The 14,807-nt window shown below is 61.4% G+C and carries 14 protein-coding genes; 3 read left to right on the forward strand and 11 right to left on the reverse strand.

What is annotated here, in order from left to right:
• Positions 1 to 38 precede the first annotated feature (38 nt).
• Positions 39 to 1,502: an ATP-dependent RNA helicase RhlB gene (gene rhlB, locus CQW31_RS26975; protein ID WP_099815831.1), complete on the forward strand. Its 1,464-nt coding sequence runs from the start codon at positions 39 to 41 to the stop codon at positions 1,500 to 1,502.
• 152 nt (positions 1,503 to 1,654) lie between these two features.
• Here the strand turns inward: rhlB and moaE are convergent, their stop codons facing one another.
• From moaE to CQW31_RS27005, 5 genes are all read right to left on the reverse strand, one after another.
• A complete protein-coding gene (gene moaE, locus CQW31_RS26985; protein ID WP_099815832.1) occupies positions 1,655 to 2,101 on the reverse strand; it encodes a molybdopterin synthase catalytic subunit MoaE in 447 nt (148 codons plus the stop codon).
• Between the two features lie 2 nt (positions 2,102 to 2,103).
• Positions 2,104 to 2,349, reverse strand: a complete 246-nt coding sequence (gene moaD / locus CQW31_RS26990; RefSeq protein WP_099815833.1) for a molybdopterin converting factor subunit 1 — start codon at positions 2,347 to 2,349, stop codon at positions 2,104 to 2,106.
• The gene (moaC, locus tag CQW31_RS26995; protein ID WP_054884662.1) at positions 2,349 to 2,819 is read right to left on the reverse strand and encodes a cyclic pyranopterin monophosphate synthase MoaC; all 471 of its coding nucleotides are present in this window, start codon (positions 2,817 to 2,819) and stop codon (positions 2,349 to 2,351) included. Before moaC ends, moaD begins: the two co-directional genes overlap by 1 nt.
• Before the next feature lie 116 nt (positions 2,820 to 2,935).
• Positions 2,936 to 4,330: a PhoH family protein gene (locus tag CQW31_RS27000; protein WP_054884663.1), complete on the reverse strand. Its 1,395-nt coding sequence runs from the start codon at positions 4,328 to 4,330 to the stop codon at positions 2,936 to 2,938.
• A 282-nt stretch (positions 4,331 to 4,612) separates the two neighbouring features.
• Positions 4,613 to 5,740, reverse strand: a complete 1,128-nt coding sequence (locus tag CQW31_RS27005) for a polysaccharide deacetylase family protein (protein WP_099815844.1) — start codon at positions 5,738 to 5,740, stop codon at positions 4,613 to 4,615.
• Positions 5,741 to 5,877: 137 nt separating this feature from the next.
• Here CQW31_RS27005 and yaaA point away from each other — a divergent pair, with 137 nt between their 5' ends.
• The gene (gene yaaA, locus CQW31_RS27010; protein ID WP_054884664.1) at positions 5,878 to 6,657 is read left to right on the forward strand and encodes a peroxide stress protein YaaA; all 780 of its coding nucleotides are present in this window, start codon (positions 5,878 to 5,880) and stop codon (positions 6,655 to 6,657) included.
• Here yaaA and CQW31_RS27015 read toward each other — a convergent pair.
• The 6 genes from CQW31_RS27015 to CQW31_RS27035 form a co-directional block, all read right to left on the reverse strand.
• Positions 6,642 to 7,895: an efflux RND transporter periplasmic adaptor subunit gene (locus CQW31_RS27015; RefSeq protein ID WP_099815834.1), complete on the reverse strand. Its 1,254-nt coding sequence runs from the start codon at positions 7,893 to 7,895 to the stop codon at positions 6,642 to 6,644. The genes yaaA and CQW31_RS27015 overlap by 16 nt on opposite strands.
• Positions 7,888 to 9,351 (reverse strand): TolC family protein, encoded by a 1,464-nt coding sequence (locus tag CQW31_RS27020; RefSeq protein WP_099815835.1) that lies wholly within the window; start codon positions 9,349 to 9,351, stop codon positions 7,888 to 7,890. The genes CQW31_RS27015 and CQW31_RS27020 overlap by 8 nt, the downstream gene beginning before the upstream one ends.
• A complete protein-coding gene (locus CQW31_RS27025) occupies positions 9,344 to 10,516 on the reverse strand; it encodes an ABC transporter permease (protein ID WP_099815836.1) in 1,173 nt (390 codons plus the stop codon). Before CQW31_RS27025 ends, CQW31_RS27020 begins: the two co-directional genes overlap by 8 nt.
• Positions 10,509 to 11,174: an ABC transporter ATP-binding protein gene (locus CQW31_RS27030; RefSeq protein WP_099815837.1), complete on the reverse strand. Its 666-nt coding sequence runs from the start codon at positions 11,172 to 11,174 to the stop codon at positions 10,509 to 10,511. Before CQW31_RS27030 ends, CQW31_RS27025 begins: the two co-directional genes overlap by 8 nt.
• Positions 11,171 to 11,962 (reverse strand): hypothetical protein, encoded by a 792-nt coding sequence (locus tag CQW31_RS31030; protein ID WP_143524260.1) that lies wholly within the window; start codon positions 11,960 to 11,962, stop codon positions 11,171 to 11,173. The genes CQW31_RS27030 and CQW31_RS31030 overlap by 4 nt, the downstream gene beginning before the upstream one ends.
• Before the next feature lie 86 nt (positions 11,963 to 12,048).
• The gene (locus CQW31_RS27035) at positions 12,049 to 12,489 is read right to left on the reverse strand and encodes a hypothetical protein (RefSeq protein WP_099815838.1); all 441 of its coding nucleotides are present in this window, start codon (positions 12,487 to 12,489) and stop codon (positions 12,049 to 12,051) included.
• Positions 12,490 to 13,417: 928 nt separating this feature from the next.
• On the opposite strand from CQW31_RS27035, the gene CQW31_RS27040 reads away from it, so the two are divergent.
• Entirely contained in the window at positions 13,418 to 14,734 is a 1,317-nt protein-coding gene (locus CQW31_RS27040; RefSeq protein WP_054884671.1) for a nucleotide sugar dehydrogenase, read from the forward strand.
• Positions 14,735 to 14,807: the final 73 nt, after the last annotated feature.

Consider the following 14,807-nt stretch of genomic DNA (forward strand, 5'->3'; position numbering starts at 1 on the left):
GCCCGGCGTACATTCCTTAACCAGTTGATGAGACGATCGTGCTCAAGGCACTCAAGAAAATATTCGGCAAAGGAGACGCTGCGGCACAGCCCGCCGCTCCTGCTGCCAGCGTGACGCCGACGGCGCCCGCCCCCACTGCCGAGGCCCGGCCCGCGCCGAAACCGGACGCGCCCCGCGCCAAGCCCGCCGCCAAAGCAGAAGCACCCGCCCACGCGGCAGCGCCTGCCGACAAGCCGGCCAAGGACAAACCACGCCGCGAACGCAAGCCAAAGCCCCAGGCGAGCCTGTGGAAGCCGGAAGACTTCGTGGTCGAGCCGCAAGAGGGCAAGACCCGCTTCCACGACTTCAAGCTCTCAAACGAGCTGATGCACGCCATCCACGACCTCGGTTTCCCTTACTGCACGCCGATCCAGGCGCAGGTACTGGGTTATACCCTGGCCGGCCAGGATGCCATCGGCCGCGCCCAGACCGGTACCGGCAAGACCGCGGCATTCCTGATTTCGATCATTTCCCAGCTGCAGCAGACGCCGCCGCCCAAAGAGCGCTACATGGGCGAGCCGCGCGCGCTGATCATCGCGCCAACCCGCGAGCTGGTGGTGCAGATCGCCAAGGATGCCGTTGCCCTGACCAGGTACACCGGCCTGAACGTGATGAGCTTCGTCGGCGGCATGGACTTCGACAAGCAGCTCAAAGCGCTGGAAGCCCGTCATTGCGACATTCTGGTGGCCACCCCGGGCCGCCTGCTGGACTTCAACCAGCGCGGCGAGGTGCACCTGGACATGGTCGAGGTGATGGTGCTGGATGAAGCCGACCGCATGCTCGACATGGGCTTCATCCCCCAAGTGCGGCAGATCATCCGCCAGACCCCGCCGAAGAGCGAACGCCAGACCCTGCTGTTCTCCGCCACCTTCACCGACGACGTGATGAACCTGGCCAAGCAGTGGACCACCAACCCGGCGATCGTCGAGATCGAGCCGGAAAACGTCGCCAGCGAAACGGTCGAACAACACGTTTATGCGGTGGCCGGCAGCGACAAGTACAAGCTGCTGTACAACCTGGTGACCCAGAACAAATGGGAACGGGTGATGGTGTTTGCCAACCGCAAGGATGAGGTACGGCGCATCGAGGAAAAGCTCGTGCGCGACGGTATCAACGCCGCGCAGTTGTCCGGTGACGTACCGCAGCACAAGCGTATTCGCACCTTGGAAAACTTCCGCGAAGGGCGCATCACCGTGCTGGTGGCCACGGATGTGGCCGGGCGCGGGATTCACATCGACGGCATCAGCCACGTGATCAACTTCACCCTGCCGGAAGACCCGGACGACTACGTGCACCGCATTGGCCGTACGGGCCGCGCGGGCACCAGCGGGGTGTCGATCAGCTTTGCCGGTGAGGATGATTCCTACCAGCTACCGGCCATCGAAGAGCTGCTGGGGCGCAAGATCAAGTGCGAGATGCCGCCGGATGAATTGCTGAAACCGGTGCCTCGCAAGCACCACTGATGCGCTAGCCGCCCTTGTAGGAGCGGCCTTGTGTCGCGAAAGGGCCGCGGAGCGGCCCCAGGATTTCAGCTTGTATGCAGAAATTGTTGGGACCGCTTCGCGCTCCTTTCGCGACATAAGGCCGCTCCTACAAAAGCGATCTGTGTCCTGCCTTACCAGCGCCCGGCGGCATCCTGGTCACTCTGCTTGCCTTCCACCCAGCGCGGCCCATCCTGGGTATTTTCCTTCTTCCAGAACGGCGCCCGGGTCTTCAGGTAGTCCATGATGAAGTTGCAGGCATCGAACGCCGCCTGCCGATGGGCACTGGCCACACCGACAAAGACGATCGGCTCACCCGGCTCCAGCGCACCGATGCGGTGCAGCACCTCGACCTTGAGCAACGGCCAGCGCTGCTCGGCCTCGACCACGATCTTGGCCAGGGCCTTCTCGGTCATGCCCGGATAATGTTCGAGAAACATCCCCGCCACGTCCCGACCATCGTTGAAATCGCGGACATAGCCGACGAAACCGACCACGGCGCCAACGCCGACGTTGGCCGCATGCATGGCATTGACCTCGGCCCCCGGGTCGAACGCCCCGTGTTGCACTCGCACTGCCATGTTCAGCCTCCGGTCACCGGCGGGAAGAACGCCACTTCATCGCCCTCTTCCAGCGGCTCGTCGAGCTTGCACAGCTCTTCGTTTCGCGCACTCATCAGGTTCTGTTCGGCCAGCACCGCATACTGCCCACCCTTGGCCACCAGGGCCTGGCGCACATCGTCGACCACTTTGAACTCGCCTTCCAGGCGCTCGGCATCGACGCCCAGCAATTCACGGTAACGGGCGAAGTACATCACTTTGACCTTCATCACGCCTCCACCTTGTAGTGCCCACTCTTGCCGCCAACTTTTTCCAGCAGGCGCACCTGTTCGATGACCATGCCCTTGTCCACTGCCTTGCACATGTCATAGATCGTCAGCGCAGCGACGCTGGCGGCAGTCAGCGCTTCCATCTCGACCCCGGTCTGGCCGGCCAGCTTGCAGCGGGCCAGGATACGCACCGCGTCCTGGCCTTCGGCGCTCAGTTCGACCTTGACGCTGGTGAGCATCAGCGGGTGGCACAGCGGGATGAGGTCACTGGTCTTCTTCGCCGCCTGGATGCCGGCAATGCGCGCCACGGCGAACACATCGCCCTTGGGATGCTCGCCGTCGACGATCATCTGCAAGGTCTGCGGCAACATGCGCACCCGCGCCTCGGCCACGGCCTCGCGCTCGGTCACGGCCTTTTCAGTGACGTCGACCATGTTGGCGCGCCCCTGGGAATCAAGATGAGTCAGCACTGCTCTGCTCCTGTGAAGGGAACAGAGAGTGTAAACCCGTGGGTCAGGTTTGCGCAGCGATATGTGTCGGCAGGACCGGCGAAAAGGCCGGGCGGCGCACCGCCCGGCTGGAGGTATTACAGATGGGACTCGGCGTACTCGGCCAGCACCGAGCGTGGCACACCCTGCAGGGTGATGTGCACGCCATGGGGGAAGTCCTTGAAACGCTCGGTCAGGTAGGTCAGCCCCGAACTGGTCGCGGACAGGTAAGGCGTGTCGATCTGCGCCAGGTTGCCCAGGCACACCACCTTGGAACCGGAGCCTGCCCGGGTGATGATGGTCTTCATCTGATGCGGCGTCAGGTTCTGGCACTCGTCGATCAGGATCAGGCTCTGCTGGAAGCTGCGCCCACGGATGTAGTTAAGCGACTTGAACTGCAGCGGAACGCGTTCGAGGATGTATTCGACGCTGCCATGGGTGCTTTCATCGTCCATGTGCAAGGCTTCCAGGTTGTCGGTGATGGCACCCAGCCAAGGCTCCATCTTTTCCGCCTCGGTGCCCGGCAGGAAGCCGATCTCCTGGTCCAGCCCCTGCACGCTGCGGGTGGCGATGATGCGCCGGTAGCGCTTGCTGACCATGGTCTGCTCGATGGCTGCGGCCAGGGCCAGGATGGTCTTGCCGGAGCCGGCAGCGCCGGTCAGGTTGACCAGGTGGATGTCCGGGTCGAGCAAGGCGAACAGCGCCAGGCTCTGATGAATGTCCCGCGGCTTCAGGCCCCAGGCTTCCTGGTGCAGCAAGGGTTCCTGGTGCAGGTCGAGCAATAGCAGTTCGTCGTTGCGAATGCCTTTTACCCAGCCAACAAAACCCTGCTCATCAATGATGAACTCGTTGATATGCACGGCCGGCAGGTTATCGATCATCTGCACCCGATGCCAGGTGCGGCCACGTTCCTGGCGGGTATCGACTTTGCTGACCCGGTCCCAGAACGAGCCGGTGACCGAGTGATAGCCCTTGGACAGCAACGACACGTCGTCAACCAACTGGTCGGTACTGTAGTCCTCGGCCGCGATCCCGCAGGCGCGCGCCTTCAGGCGCATGTTGATGTCTTTGGTAACCAGCACCACGTCCAGGTCGGTGCGCCGGCTGCGAACTTCGAACAGGGTGTTGATGATGATGTTGTCGTTGAGGTTTTCCGGCAGCAACTTGCTGGGTTCGTTGCGCGGGCTCATCAGGATCGACAAGTAGCCCTTGGCGCCGCTCTTGCCACGCTGAATCGGCACGCCCTGCTCGACATCGCTGGGCGAAGCGTCACCGAGGGTCTGGTCGATCAGGCGAATGGCCTGACGACATTCGGCGGCGATGCTCTGTTTGCCGGTCTTGAGCTTGTCGAGTTCCTCCAGCACCGTCATCGGAATGGCGACGTGATGCTCCTCGAAGTTGAGTAATGCGTTGGGGTCGTGAATCAGGACGTTGGTATCGAGCACATAGAGGATTGGCTTGCTGGAGGAAGGGTTGCGTCCTTGGTCATCCATACTCGGTCACCTTATGTCGAAGCCACACGGCACGCTCTGTGTGCGCCGCAGAGTGACCGCCGTTCTCCCCGTATCCGCGTTGCTACGGGCGGGAAGCGTTCCTGGCAAGGTGGGCCTGGATGACGCCACCTGTGCTGCAGGAATCGGCTGTCTGGTTTCTTCATACCGCAAAAGCCATTACCGGAAAAAGCATTTTTACGAGATTTTGAAGTTTATTTTTCCGATTGACGAAGAGCGCTTGGCGGCAGCACCAGACGAGGCTACAGTCAGAAGTCATACCCTCTATTCGCGATAGGCGTAATCGTGGCAGCCCTCCCAGCCGATGCCGCTTTGCGCGGTGTTGTGCAGCAACCACTCGAGCGCCGTCCGGGCCTTGGGCAGGCTGTCATGGAACTGGATCACCCCCTTGCGCCATAACAGCATCAAGGTTATCACCCGCTGGGCCGAAGCTTCGGCAGTCAGCGCGCCATCATCCAGAGCGTCGATGTCCCATAGCGAAACCCGCAGCTGCTGGCTGGCCATGAACCCTTCGGCGTCAGCCCGGCGCTGCCCATATGGCGGGCGGAACAGCGGCACGTATTGCTCCGGCAGGTCGGCCTGAACCCGCGCCTGGGCGCGTTTGATCGAATCCTGCCAGCCCTGCCACTGGGCGTGGGAGCGATATTCCCAGCCCTGGATACCCACGCATTGGCCGGCATAGAGATCGGTCAATGCGTTCGCCGCGCCTGCATCTCGCCGCTGCTGCAGGCGATTGCCCAGGACAAAGAAGGTGCCCTGCAGCTTCTGCTTGCGCAGGTACTCGGTGAGTTCATCGGTACTTGCGCCATCAGGCCCGGGGCCACCGACGAAGGTCAGCAGGAACAGGCGGTCGTTCAGCTCATCGCCATTGCGCTCGCGGCTGGACAGGCGTTCGACCTCGCTGCTGGTCTGCGGCAACAACGCTGCCTTGCGCAGCTGTTCATCCAGGTAACGGACATGGAACTGATGACTGGGTTCGATCCAACCGGTATAGAACGTGCCGACATCGGCAGCGAATGTTGCCGCCTTGGTGCGCAAATCTGCCATTGACTCCAGCAGATAGCAGAACGAGGCGTCTTGCTCGCAACTGCGCTGGGCCTGCTGGTAACCCTGCCACAAACGCTGCCACATCTGCGCACGCACAGCGCGAATCTTTTGCAGGTTGATCTGCCGCAATCCCAGCCGTGCAGCCAGTGTGGCATCGTCGAGCAGCTCGCTTTCATGCAGGACTCGGGCAAACGACAGGATCTCTGCCCGCGAGGCGACGTCGAACAGCACCGGGCTATCCAGTTGCTCGGGCCACTGGCTGCGGTCCAGGCTGGCCGGGGGCACGGGGGCGGCCTGGGCGGCCAGGCTCAACAAGGTGGCCAGCAAGGCCCCGGCAATGCGCACGATCAATCTCTCCGTGACAGCCAAAACGCGCACTATAACGCCTGCTTTGGCGATGGTCTGTGACTATTGTCGTCATAGTTTGGCGTTCCCGGTCGCGATCCGTAGAATCCGCTGCAACGATTCCAGGAGCCGACCCGATGCTGACGGTGATTTCCCCCGCCAAGACTCTCGACTATGACACCGCGCCGGTGACCGACCGTTTCACCTTGCCACAATACCTGGACGACTCCCAGGAACTGATCCTGCTGCTGCGTGAGCTTTCACCCGCTCAGATCAGCGAGTTGATGCACCTCTCCGACAAGCTCGCCGGCCTCAATGCCGCGCGCTTCGGCAGCTGGACCCCGGACTTTACCCCGGCCAATGCCAAGCAGGCGCTGCTGGCATTCAAGGGGGACGTGTACACCGGCCTGGATGCCGAAACCCTCGGCGAGGATGACTTCAGCTATGCCCAGGCGCACCTGCGCATGCTCTCCGGCCTGTACGGCCTGCTGCGCCCGCTCGACCTGATGCAGCCGTACCGACTGGAAATGGGTACCAAGCTGGCCAATGCCCGCGGCAAGGACCTGTATGCCTTCTGGGGCACGCGCATCAGCGAATGGCTGAACCAGGCGCTGGCCGACCAAGGCGACGACCTGCTGCTGAACCTGGCCAGCAACGAGTACTTCAGCGCCGTGAAACGCAGCGCACTGAAGGCCCGGGTAATCAACGTCGATTTCAAGGACCTGAAGAACGGCCAGTACAAGATCATCAGCTTCTATGCCAAGAAGGCCCGCGGCATGATGAGCCGCTTCGTCATCCAGGAACGGGTCAACGACCCGGAGCAGCTCAAGCAGTTCGACGTGCAGGGTTACTACTACAGTGCCGAGCAGTCCAAGCCGGATCACCTGGTTTTCCTGCGCGATCACCCGGCCGAATGATCAAGACCGGAGCCGTCTGGCGGCTCCGGCGCAATCAGCACGTAACCACTTTCCAGGCCCTGAACTTCGACCCCCTGCACCCCTGCCGGACCAGCCGTGACCGGTACTTTGCGCGGCGCCTGGGTTTCGTCGGCCCGAAACAGCACATAGGTGCGCCCGGCCTCGTCCACCTGCAACGCGGGCGCAGGTACCACCATCGCCCGTTCCTGGCGATGCAGCAACAACTGCAACTGGGCGCTCATGCCCAGGCGCAGGCCCAATTGCAGGGGTGCGGCGGGCAAATCCAGATCGACGCGCACGTCATACCAGGCTCCCTGGGCCGTATCGTCGCGAGCTTGCATGGCAATACGGTCGATGCGGCCTGCAAGCCGCTGCCCGGCGATGACGGCTTCAACCTCCATGCCCTCGCGCACCTTCAACAGATCGTGCTCTTCCAGCCTGGCCATCACTTGCAGACGCTCCAGGTCGACCAGCGTCATCAACGCCATCCCCTGGCTCACCGCTTGCCCGACGTGTAGCTGCCGGCCGCCGTGGCCGGCCTCCGTACTCACGGGCAAGAGCACGCCAGTGAAAGGCGCTTCGATCACCTGCTGATCACGCATCCTGATCAGGGCCCGGCACTGTGCTTGCGCGTTGGCAAGCTCCATTTCAGCGATCAACAACGCATCACCCTGCCCCCGGGCACGCGTCAGCCGCAGTTCCTGCTCGGCATCCAGCAACGCCTGACGCTGCTCCCCAAGCAGTTGTTCGAGGCTGACGACTTCCATACGGGCGACAATGCCACCCTCGAAAAGACGCTGGGTGTCATCCAGGCTCGCCTGGGTGGCCGCCATGGCGGCGCGAGCTGCTGCCACAGCGCGCAAACTTCGCGCCACCTGCGGGCCGCTTTGCCAACTACGCAACTGCATGAGCTGTTCCTCGGCCTTGAGGCGCTCTGCCTGGGCACGGCGCAGCTGGATGTCCAGCTGAGCAGTGTCCAGGCTGATCAACGGCTGGCCTGCCTCGACGCGCTGCCCTTCCTCAACCGGCATTGCCGCGACCACGCCAGCGAACGGCGCACTCAGTGTCACCTGACGTGCCGCCTGAAGTCTGCCGACAAGCCCCAGACGGTTTTCCAGCAATTGCGGTTCGACCCGCAGCCACCTCTGCTCGCGCGGCTGCACGGCGCCGGGCCAGTTCAACATCGCCAGAACAACACCGGTCATCGCTACCGCCAGCCAACAGCCCCACTTAATCATTGAGGCTCACCTGCCACTTGAGCAACGTGGTCCCTACGACCTGGTCGAGGACGACCTGCGCATCCAGGTACGCGATCGTAGCTTCGAGTTGCGTGCTTTGCGCCTGACGCAGATCACTCTCGAAACTGAGCACCTGGAAATTGCTCGAGCGCCCTGCCGCGAGCTTTTGCTGTTCGATGTCCAGCTTGCGCCGGGTCAGTGCCAGCGCCCGTCCGGCGATTTCCAGCTGTCGCCAGCGCACCTGCAGGTCGCGTATCGCGGTACTCACATCACGCTCAAGCTGTTGACGGGATTCGACCAGGCCCAGGCGCTGGGTTTCCACCTCGACCTGGGCCCGTACCTGCGCCTGGCGGCGACTTAAGTCACCGATCGGTACCTCCAGCTCCAGCCCCAGGTAGTGCTCCCATGCCGCTTCATTGCCGGGCCGTTGATGCATCTGGCTGGCCCCACCGACCAGCGACAGGTCCCACCATTGCGCGTTGCTTGCGACCTGCAACGCGATGGCCGCCTGTTCGGTCGCCAGCTGCTGCATCAGATAGGTCGGCTGCAACGCTTCGGCGCGGGCCAGGGCCTGCTCCGTGCTCACCTGCCAACGCTCGGCCAGCAGCCGCTCCGCGGCCCGCAGCGGGGTCGCAAGGTCCAGGGCGAGCAATTGCGCAAGGGCTACGCGGCTGTGGTGCAGCTGGTTGCGGCTGCCTTCGACGGTCAGTTCCTGACTGGCAACCTCGGCTTCTGCCTGCACGACTTCAAAGGCAGCCATGCGCCCGGCGGCGATCAAGGCGTGGCTTACTGCCACCAGCTGACGGGCACGCAACAGGCTATCTTCGGCGATACGCAGTTGCTCCTGGGCACGCAGCAGCTCCCGGTACGACAGCAGCGTCCGGGTAATGACCTGCGCCACGTCGTCGGCGAGCGCCAGGCGGTTCGACTGTTCAGCCAGCGTGGCCTGGCGCAACGGTGCGCTGGCTATCTCGCGTCCGGCGCCGCGCAGCAACGGCTGGACGATCATCAGGCTGGCACCATCCCGATACCGCCGCCCCGCCGAATCGGCTCGGGTATGCCCGTAATCCCAGTCCAGGCTCAGGCGCGTTCCGTACGGGGTCAGCAGGCTGGCGCTCGGGGCCAGCTGCGCCTCACGGTAGCGATCGGCATGATTGCGATTGCCCAGGTAGCGTGCCTTGAGCGACAGCTGCGGGGCGAACCGGTCATGGGCCACGCGCAGGTCGAACTTCTGCGCGACACGCTCAAGGTAGGCACTGCGGATCGCCCGGTTGTCGCGCAGGGCCAGGCCAACGGCATCGGCCAGGTCGATCTCCACGGGTTCGCCGTGCATTGCCGACAAGGCACTCACCGGGCCTGCCTGCCGCAAGGTCGGCCGGGACGGTTGCAACGCGCGGTCGGCCATGGCCAACAGAGGTAACGACCAGATGCAGGCCATCGCCAGCCACTTACTCATCACGCAACGCGACAACAGGTTGAAGACGCGCCGCTGCCAGTGCGGGCTGCAAACCGAAGAACAGCCCCAGGATCAGCGCCATGCCCATGCTCGCCGGAAGCGACCTTGCATCGAGCGCAAAATCCCACCCTGATCCGCGGGCAAACAGCCAGGCGGCCACAAGGCCCAGCACCGCGCCCAGCAGCGCGCCGGCAACGGACAGCACCAGCGCCTCAAGCAGGAACTGCCAGGCGATATCCCGAGCGCGCGCGCCCAGGGCCATGCGCACGCCGATTTCGCGTCGACGCTGCACCACGTTCATCACCATCACATTCATCACCCCCACACCGCCCAGCAGCAAGGCAACGGCGGCGGTGCCGGCCAGCAGCCCGGACATCACCCGCGACTGACCAGCCATGCCTTCGAGCATCTGCCGTGGTAACTGGACATCTACCTCATGCTGCGTGAGCCTGGCGCGCAGGTAGCGCTCCAACGAACGTGCCGCCTGGACCAGGGTCGAGGCATCGGCCCCCTTCGCGATCAGCGTCGCCACCTCGGGTATCGGGCTCAAGCGACGCATGCCTGGCAACGGCATCAACACGCTGTCGTTGAAATTGATCGGCAACATCGGGTTGTACCCTCGTGGCGCGAGCACGCCGACTACCTCGAACAGATAGCTACCCAATTGCACGCGGTCACCCGGCCTCGCCTGCAACCGCGCCGCCAGCGAAGCCCCCAACAGCACATGCGCGGCCGGGTCATCGTAAGCAGACAGCGAGCGGCCCTTGGCAACCTCGAGGTCGATGACCTCGAACAACTGTGCGCTGCTGCCTGCCACCATCGTCTCGACGCTCTCCCCGTTGAACTTGACGGCGAACACACCGGCTGCCAACGGAGCGACAGCTCGGATGCCTGGCGGCAATCCGACAAGGTCCAGACGCACGGGCATGCCGCCTTCGGCCGTGGCCTGAAGGTTCACCACCAGCAACTCGCTTCCCAGGCCCTGGAACAGTTGCCGGGCAAACTCGGTCGCGCTGTGGCCGATATTCATCAGGGCCACCAGCGCGGCACAGCCGACTGCGATGCCTGACAGTGCAAGCCAGGCGCGGGGGCCCAACTGCCAGACGCTGAGCAAGGCCTCGCTGAAGCGTTGCTGCCAGCCTGGGCCGTAGGCGGCTTCAGGCATCGAATACGCCACCATTGCGAACCAGCAGGCAGCGGTCCATGCACCGCGCAATGGTCGGGTCGTGTGTCACCACCAGCAGCGTCATGCACTGCTCACGATTCAGCTTCGTCAGCAGCCCGATGATGTCCCGTGCCGTCTCACCATCCAAATTGCCTGTGGGCTCATCGGCCAGCAGAATCCTTGGTTCTGTAACCAAAGCCCTGGCTATTGCCACTCGCTGGCGTTGGCCACCGGAGAGATGAGCCGGGCGATATTTCGCACGATGCTCCAGGCCGACTTTCTCCAGCTGGGCCTTGGCGAGCTGCCGAGCCGAAGCCAGACAGATGCCACGGTAGCTCAACGGCAGCGCAACATTGTCCAGCACGGACAGCCTTGGCAGCAGGTTGAAACTCTGGAACACGAAACCAAGCAGGCGATTACGGATGATGGCGCGCTGGTCGTCATCAGCGTGTGCCAGTTCACACCCATCCAGGACCAAACGCCCGTGACAGGGCTGGTCAAGGAGACCGATCAGGTTGAGCAGCGTGCTTTTGCCAGATCCGGATCCACCGATGATGGCGCAAGACTGGCCTGCGGGGAGGGATAACGATACGTCCTGCAGGACGGCTTCGCCTCCCAGACGGCGGGTGATGTGGTGCAGGGAAATGATCGAGGTCATCGCTCGGTTCCCTCCTTGCCGATTGCATCTGTGGTGGGATCAAACGGCACCGGGGGCAGCTTGTCTTCCGCATTCCATTGTTTGGCAACTATCTCGATCAATGACATACCTGATGCCTCGCCCTCTTCACGGTTGCGAGAAAGCATCATTCTGTAATCCACCTCCCAATTACCCTGAATCTGTGCTTCTTCTATAGCCGGAAGCGCTCTGTAGTACTCTATAATTTCGCGTAAACCTTGTTCTATCCCTCCTGTTGACCGGCGTTCGCCTTCCATTTTCCCGGTTATGTAGACGGACCATTCCGATCGTCGGCTCGCCAATTCCAACCGCGCAGCGCGTCGCTCATTGACAGTAAAGTCACCGCCTTCATCATAGGTAATCAAACTGAGTTGATCAGAAGATAAACTCGTAAACGGATTGGGGCCTCGACCATTAGCAAAATCGTTAGCTTGTTGCGCCCGCTCTAACAGCTCCACATCATCGGTATCGGGTAGAAAGTTATCGTAAGATGACTTGCTGAATAAGTAGCTTGCTCCCGTCAGTTTATCCAGCACGCGTGAAGCCAATGCCGACAGTTCGCTACGAGAAAGCTGACTGTCTCGAATCGCCGCGCGTTGCGCTGCAGCGCTGAGCTGACGAGAAAGGCTTGAAAGCGTTGATTCCTCTGCCTTGTGGGCACTTGCAAGAGCCTGGACCTGTGGCTCTTCCTCAACACTTTGGCCTCGCCTTACCGGCAGCGTTTCTGTCATTTCTGTTTTTGCAAAAACCGTATTTATTGGAAGTTGCATATATCACCCCACCCGAAAATACCCGCCGTTCGGCAGCAACACGCGGACCAGAAAGGTGCGTGCTGCCGCCAATCAAAAGATGCAAATTACTTCATGGTGAATTCCACTGACCATGAGTAATCGGCATTGGTACGCGTAATGTTCGCTGTGCAGGTCGCCCCTCCGCTCGGGGTCGCTGTCTTGGTCCACTCCGGCTGTTTGAAGCCTCCTGGTAAAAGTCTCATCTGGAAAGAGGTCCCAAACGCGCACGTCTTACGACCCAGGGTATAACGTACCATTGCTGCATTGACGTCAGGACTTATTACACGCTGCACATCGAACGTGGTCTGCATCTTCGGCGCTACTTTGTTGGCAGGCTTCGGAGTGGCTATCTGGTAGGTACTGCTTTCATTGGCAGTTACCATTTTAAGCTCGGCGTCTCCCCCGCCGAGATTCTTGAACGTTACATTTACGGGGGGCCCTGCCTGCACCATGCCAGCAAGCAGCAGCGATACCCCGCCGATCAGAACCTGTGTGGTCTTCTTCATAAGCTTTCTCTCGTCTCTTCCATGTGATTGATGGATGAGACGCCCTCGTTGGCCAGTGGCCAGAGGCTGCCCAGGACGCTCCTTCGTTCATGGACAGCTGCGCAGAGCGTCCAAAGGGAATAACGGCAGCTGACGAAAAAGCCTTAGCTTTAGTATGGCCTTTGTGTGTTACCGGATATGTTTCCAGCAGCGCCCCATTGCAGGGCAGCTGCGAAAGCCATCAAGTCAATCTTCAGGCGCCAAAAAAACATCACACAGGGTGCTATCGCCGAACGCCATAAGACCGTTCGTACTTTTTTGACGAATTTTGAAAAATTTTTTTCCATGCTGGCACAACACTACCAAGCCTCAGTTTCGTCCTTTCTACGCGGGGGTGAAACTGCAACGTGCTATCAATTTGAAAGTATTTGCCACTTAAAAATTATTTAGAAATCTTTCATCGAAGCGGAACCCACCTCGGAACTTCTCCCACGACCCATCGCTCATAGTGCCGTAACGAATTTCCTGCCCCTGCGGTGTGAGAGATGACTTACAGATGACAACCGGCAGGTATCACTACCCGCTTCGATAATCTGGCAGACGCAACGGGAACCCCCGCAGGCGCTGCTCAAAGAGGAGTAACGCGCCCTTTCAAACTCGTCCTAGTGGTTGATTTCAAAGGATTTTTCCACTTGAAAAAACAAGCACAGCATGGCGCCAAGTAGCGCTTTGCAATAAAGACGGCTGCATTACAGGGCACGCCTTTTAAGTACTGGCTTAATACTGCCAACTTTTAGTGCACAACTTTGTGCGCGACGGATTTATTCATGCCTGCGCTCGGCGAAGTGAGCTTTCGCCCATGGATCCGTGCGCCTGAAAACTGTTGTTAATCAACCCAGTCCGGCTCTTTCCGGAAGAGCTGGCGTGATAAACACATGAGGTGATAGCGATGCGTATCAGCATCTTTGGTTTGGGTTATGTGGGTGCGGTCTGTGCAGGCTGCCTGACGGCGCGAGGTCATGACGTGATTGGTGTGGACGTGTCCAAGACCAAGATCGACCTGATCAATCAGGGCAAGTCGCCCATCGTCGAACCTGGCCTGGAAGCACTGCTGCAACAAGGCATCGCCAACGGCCGCCTGCGTGGCACCACCGACTTCGCCGAGGCCATCCGCGCCAGCGACGTGTCGATGATCTGTGTCGGTACCCCGAGCAAGAAGAACGGCGACCTGGGCCTTGAGTACATCGAGTCGGTGTGCCGCGAAATCGGCTATGTGCTGCGCGACAGCGAGCGTCGCCACACCATCGTGGTCCGCAGCACCGTGCTGCCGGGCACCGTGAAGAACGTGGTGATCCCGATTCTCGAAGACTGCTCGGGCAAGAAGGCCGGTGCCGACTTCGGCGTTGCCGTGAACCCGGAGTTCCTGCGTGAAAGTACCGCCATCAAGGACTACGACCACCCACCGATGACGGTCATCGGTGAACTGGACAAGGCCAGCGGCGATGTGCTGCAAGCCCTGTACGAAGAGCTCGACGCGCCGGTCATCCGCAAGCCGATCGAAGTGGCCGAGATGATCAAGTACACCTGCAACGTGTGGCACGCCACCAAGGTCACTTTCGCCAACGAGATCGGCAACATCGCCAAGGCGGTCGGCGTGGATGGCCGTGATGTGATGGAAGTCGTCTGCCAGGACAAGGTCCTGAACCTGTCGCAGTACTACATGCGCCCTGGCTTCGCCTTCGGTGGCTCGTGCCTGCCGAAAGACGTGCGCGCCCTCACCTATCGCGCCGCTTCCCTGGACGTGCGTGCACCGCTGCTCGACTCGCTGATGCGCAGCAACGAATCGCAGGTGCAGAACGCCTTCGAGCTGATCGAAGCCCACGACAAGCGCAAGGTCGCCCTGCTCGGCCTGAGCTTCAAGGCGGGCACCGACGACCTGCGCGAAAGCCCGCTGGTGGAACTGGCCGAACGCCTGATCGGCAAGGGCTACCAGTTGGATATCTACGACGAGAACGTCGAGTACGCCCGCGTCCACGGGGCGAACAAAGAGTACATCGAGTCGAAGATCCCGCACGTCTCGTCGCTGCTCAACGCCGACTTCCAGAAGGTCATCGACAACGCCGACATCATCGTCCTGGGCAACCGTGACGAGCAGTTCCGCGCCCTTGCCGAGCAAGCGCCGGAAGGCAAGCAGGTGATCGACCTGGTCGGCTTCATGAGCAAGCCAACCTGCACCACCAGCCGTACCGAAGGCATTTGCTGGTAATGCCCGACCGGGCAGCGGTGGCCTCCCCACCATCGCTGCCCACCCTTTCCCGAATTCTCGACGGATGCTGAAC

This window comes from Pseudomonas sp. 382 (genome assembly GCF_002759075.1).
Taxonomy (GTDB): Bacteria; Pseudomonadota; Gammaproteobacteria; order Pseudomonadales; family Pseudomonadaceae; genus Aquipseudomonas; species Aquipseudomonas vlassakiae.